Genomic DNA, 241 nt, shown 5'->3' with positions numbered 1-241 from the left:
GTGTCGGTTTGCGGTACAGGCACCTTTTATCTCGCTAGAAGCTTTTCTTGGCAGCGGGGAATCAAAGACTTCGCTCCATAAGGAGCTTCCCCATCACAACTCAGCCTTCACGATAAGCGGATTTGCCTACTTATCAGCCTAATTGCTTGGACGTGCACAACCAATCGCACGCTTCTTCTATCCTTCTGCGTCCCTCCATTGCTCAAACGATAAAGAGGTGGTACAGGAATATCAACCTGTT

1 rRNA gene is annotated in these 241 nt (G+C 48.5%); it reads right to left on the bottom strand.

Going from position 1 to position 241, the window contains the following annotated elements:
• Positions 1 to 241, bottom strand: a 23S ribosomal RNA gene (locus tag FOT98_RS31210); the annotation flags it as partial.

It is taken from the genome of Bacillus sp. HY001, from assembly GCF_007558965.1.
GTDB classification, from domain to species: domain Bacteria; phylum Bacillota; class Bacilli; order Bacillales; family Bacillaceae_G; genus Bacillus_A; species Bacillus_A mobilis.
Note: the sequence above shows the minus strand (reverse complement) of the source record. Positions and strands in the feature narration are given on the sequence as shown.